The following is a 4526-nucleotide window of genomic DNA, read 5'->3' on the forward strand; positions in this document are numbered from 1 at the left end:
CCGGCTTTGGGCATGGCCGTTGCCAGCTCGGCGGAACTTAACATGCCGATACCGGCAAGGACTCCGGCGATCGCATAGGATAGAATAACACTCGGCCCCGCCTGCGCATGGGCAAGCCCGGGAAGAACAAATATGCCGGAACTGATCATCGCCCCGGTTGCAATACAGAAAATATCGATAAGCCCAAGTTGGCGGTGAAGTTTCAAAAGGCTCCCATTCTTTTAAGGTTGTCGATCTGCTCTTTTAATTCTTTATAAGGCTTGTCGTCCGCATGCCCTGCATGTTCGCTCAGGGACGCGGAACTACCATACGGTATACTTTTTAAAATACCTTATATTTGAAGAAAGAACTATAAAAAAACTCTTTTTCCGACACCCGGGTGGAAAGAAAAAAAATGCTGTAAAGGATAGCAAACCGTTACCGGGGCAATGCAAAGAGACTGCAACGTGTCGTGCAATAACCTATATTTGTCGCCATGACTACCGCCGCCATTCTTTTGTCCCGCCAACCACTCAGGCCCTGCGCCAAAACACCGTGGGTGGAAAAAGTAACCCGCGCCGTGGAGTGGATAAAAGAAAATAACCTCCGGCTTATCACCTCGACGGGTATGCAAACCTGGGAAATACAGATCGCCGCGGGGCTGCGAGAAAAAATCGAAATGACCATTGTGATTCCCGCATCAAACCGGAAAACGTTCGATTGCATGAAAAGGGAGGCGCAACGGTCGTTCGATTGCCGAAAAAAGACGGTAGCCATAATCCCGCTCTACCCCGGTAATGATGCTGGAGACAAAAAAGAGCTGCCCGTCCTTCGAGATCGATACATTATTGATACCGCCGATCTGGTCCTGCCGGTCTCAATCCGGAAAGGCGGTCTGATGGAGAACCTGACGGCCACGAGTGCATCACACAAAATCAACAACCGGTTCCGTATCGATTACTGTAAACGGACCGAACCGATCCATTATCACCTGGAGCCCGGCGCCTTGTCACCGGCCATACAAAAGATCGACAAACCGTATATCATCCATTGGACCCGGGCGTCGAATGTCGCCTGGCCCACCGAACGTAAAATCGACTACTACCAGGCTGTCTTAAAATCGCCCACCTATCCACGGACCGCGTTCGATTCACTATGTAATATTCTCACGACGCAACGTATCTGTGCATCGTCACTCCACATGCCCGATACCATATCAACCGTCTCCTTTTCAGATCTCCCTCCAGCCGATACCCTCCCTCTGATCAAATGGCGCTCCCGGTATCGCATGATGTCCTTTGAGCCCTATGGTATCGGGATCGAAAAGGAATATGCCCTTACAATGGGTATACTGCCGGTTGTCTACTATTCCGGGAAACCAACGCTGCCGGTGGATAAAGAGAACCATTACCTGCTCCAGTCACGGGGAAAAATCACCGACTGGCGGCAGGAGCGGGAATTCCGGTATAAAGGAGATTTTCATCTCGGCAATATCCCCAGAGAAAAGCCGGCCTGTTTCTGCTGTTTTTCCGATGAAGCACAACGGATTGAAAAAAAATGGGGGATCAGGGCGTATGGGTTTCTTGGGAAAAGATAAATCGGGTAAGGACCTCGAAAAATCCGCATTTCCACGCTCCAATTACTCTGGACAACACAGGCTAATTGTGGGGTTATTGAAACAAGTGTGGTTTGTTTTTTGTATGAGGAAAGGGACTGCCGTCCCCTTACACCCCACGTTGAAAATGCTTCTGTGTAGCTATGCACCCCGGGGGATGCATAGGTAGGGCGGTGAAGGTTCGATATGCCGCAGCCCAATCCGCGTTCTATAAATTTGCAATCCGGTGATAGACCGCAACATTTTTCGAATATTGTTTTATTTGGAAAGGGTTTTTAGTATATTTCTTTCTGGAGAATAAAGACCAATGGCACGAGAATTTCATGACATCAACGAACCTGGACATTCCTTTGCTAAAAAGAAGGAAGAGCCAAAAGAGAACAAACGCGACATCGATATCCAGGATATCGAACCGGTAGAGAAAAAGAAAGAAGAACCGGAAGTTCGAATAATTTCCGCTGAATGGAAACCGGGCCCCGGGGGGTTTCAATATCTGGAACAATGTTTTCTGGAGGTGCAGACAGAATTTCTTCCCGGGAAGGAAGATACAGAACGCCTGCGGATCCGCGGCAAGCTCTTTGGTATATTCAACGGACAGGAATTCGATCTTTCACAGGAAATCGAAGGATTCATCGACCGAAAGACCGGCGTCGCCCGTTTGGAGATTAAAAAACTCTGGTTTATCGATGACCATTATTCCGAGTGGCTGGAAGATTCCCAAACACCGTGTACATACAAAATAAAGGGCATTTTTCATTCTCTGGGAGAGAATGAGATCGACAGCCCGGAGCTTTCGATGCCGGCAAATTCACATGTAACTCTTCGTATTACATTGGACATAGACCCTGAAGATCCCGAAGCTCAGGATGATAAAATCAGGTTGTTCAGTACCGATGATTCTCAATCGTATGAAAAGATCTTAACCGTGAAAGATGATAAGAAAACAGGAAATGATACGCTGGAATTAGAGTTTCCTGATATAAATTCAGCATTGTCGTATACCCTTGAAGTCGATCACGGTGGTGAAGGTCATGTGTATTATATGTTTGAGGATAAAAAAGTAAAGGAGCTGGGCAATGGTTGAATGTGTAGAATACGAAGTCCGGCAAGGTGATACGCTCGGCGGCATTGCAGAAACATATTATGGTGAATCCCGGTACGATAAGAATTTGGCAATGTTTAATGAGATAGAAAATCCTGATATGATTGAAGTCGGTCGGGTTATTCGTGTTCCCATGAGGATATATACTGTCGATGAAGTAGAAATTATTCAGGAAGATGATAAAGAAATCGTTTGTATGAAAGCACCGGTAAAAACTGTTGAAGGCGATATCGGTGAGGATGACATTATATGCTATTGCCCCTCTGAAATGAAATATTTCGTCGTGCCGGCGGACAATACAGAAGCGTTCATTCGTGAAGTTGAAGAGGTGAACGCCTTAGGAAAAGAAATTGCGCAGTACCAGCAAAGCCTGTCACGTTCTTCAGACGCCAGAGAGGCTTTCGATAAAGCTGAAGAAGTTGATGAAAAAATTGCGAAGAAATTCAAGGGATTGAAAACCGATCCACAGAGCGCAATAGATGAAATGCTTGTTGTTAAATCAAATAAACGATGGGGCGACATGTCCCGTAAAGTACATATCAGCGCTCACTCCCGTAACGGCGGGCCGGTAAAAGGGCATTGGCGCAAAGATCGTGATGCATCAGTTAAAAAGCAGTTACAAAAATATTTAAAGCAGGATGACGCCCCGGATAATAAGGGCATGGATAAAAAATTCAAAGCGACATTCTTCCAGACGCCCGAAGTTGATGAACAATGGCCGGTTAAGTGGAAATTCGGTGATCCTGAAAAGGATTATCTGGAGAGCAGTGAGTATTTCAGTTGTAAGGCCGAAGCACGGTTCTGTCGTTTTGTGGCGGGAGCAACTGCCGGTGCTGAGTTGGATTGGGCGAACAAGAAATTTGAACTGGGAGGGAAAGCGCAGGCCTCTTTTGGCCTTATTGATGGGAGCACCAGCTTTTCGGTGTATATCCCCGACAAAGACGGCGTCGATATCTTTTCCGGCATTAACAGTAATCCAAAAGTCGATGGAGTCATTCAAGGAAAAAGAGAATTTCGTATAAGAATCGTCTTAACTGCTGACGGTCATGTGTTTGCCGGCGCCGCCGTTACAGCCGCGGCGCGGGTCCCTTATATAAATTTTTCCGAAAACGCCGAGCAAAGCGACAAAAAGATCGATACAAATAAATCAAATGCGGTCGATGCGGAAGCAGAGCTTTCAGCGTTCGGGGGAGCATCCGCGGAAGGCTCATTATCCGGTTCGGGTGACTGGGGAAAAACTGCCGTGGGAAGCTTTAATGCGTTAGGCAAGCTTTCGATAGGCGGGGCACTCCGGGCGGGAATAGGCGGCGAATTGAATCTTAAGATCGGGTACATCCAGGGAAAAATACGTTTCCAGTTTGCCATAGCGGTTGTCCTTGGACCGGGAGCAAAAGGCAGCTACGGATGGGAAGTGGACATAAAGGAAGGTTATGAGATGGTGACGTACATACTGGAATCCGTGGATTACCATTACCTCCATGAGATCACATCCGAGGCCTATGAAAAGATGTGTGAACTGGGGAGTGCGCTTTTCATCGAGGCCGTGGACAATGCCGAGGAGATGGTCAAATCCGGCTGGAAATTACTCAATCACATAACAATGTTCACGGGGCCGAGAGCGGGTGGATTCAAGCACCAGACTAAAGCTGCGTTGGAGCAGGAACACGCGCAAGTCCCGTTCGATTCTCTCCTGCCGCATTCAATTGCCGATATGCTGACTGCGCTTATGCTTACGACCGAAGTCGAGGATTTTACTGCGATCCTCAACACCCTTAAAAAAATTAAAACCCTGCACAAACTCAAATCCGTACTCCGGGTGTTGGGTGAGCG

At 47.5% G+C, this 4526-nt stretch carries 4 protein-coding genes; 3 read left to right on the top strand and 1 reads right to left on the bottom strand.

Translation table 11 applies throughout. The annotated features are described in order from the left end of the window. A partial coding sequence (locus tag GF401_04140; protein ID MBD3344234.1) for an amino acid permease occupies window positions 1-206 on the bottom strand: 206 nt, incomplete at its 3' end. Between the two features lie 269 nt (window positions 207-475). On the opposite strand from GF401_04140, the gene GF401_04145 reads away from it, so the two are divergent. The 3 genes from GF401_04145 to GF401_04155 form a co-directional block, all read left to right on the top strand. Continuing rightward, complete coding sequence (locus GF401_04145) at window positions 476-1576, top strand: hypothetical protein (protein ID MBD3344235.1); 1101 nt, start codon at window positions 476-478, stop codon at window positions 1574-1576. Between the two features lie 325 nt (window positions 1577-1901). Then, window positions 1902-2678, top strand: coding sequence for a hypothetical protein (locus GF401_04150; GenBank protein ID MBD3344236.1), 777 nt, complete (start codon window positions 1902-1904; stop codon window positions 2676-2678). Further along, window positions 2671-4526 (top strand): LysM peptidoglycan-binding domain-containing protein (locus GF401_04155; protein ID MBD3344237.1); only part of this gene is annotated, 1856 nt, incomplete at its 3' end. The genes GF401_04150 and GF401_04155, both read left to right, overlap by 8 nt.

Source organism: Chitinivibrionales bacterium (genome assembly GCA_014728215.1).
GTDB lineage: Bacteria > Fibrobacterota > Chitinivibrionia > Chitinivibrionales > WJKA01 > WJKA01.

What these genes read in the sequence shown, in the direction of transcription:
- GF401_04145 (MBD3344235.1), top strand. Translation starts at nt 476, where the DNA reads ATGACTACCGCCGCCATTCTTTTGTCCCGCCAACCACTCAGGCCCTGC.
- GF401_04150 (MBD3344236.1), top strand. Translation starts at nt 1,902, where the DNA reads ATGGCACGAGAATTTCATGACATCAACGAACCTGGACATTCCTTTGCT.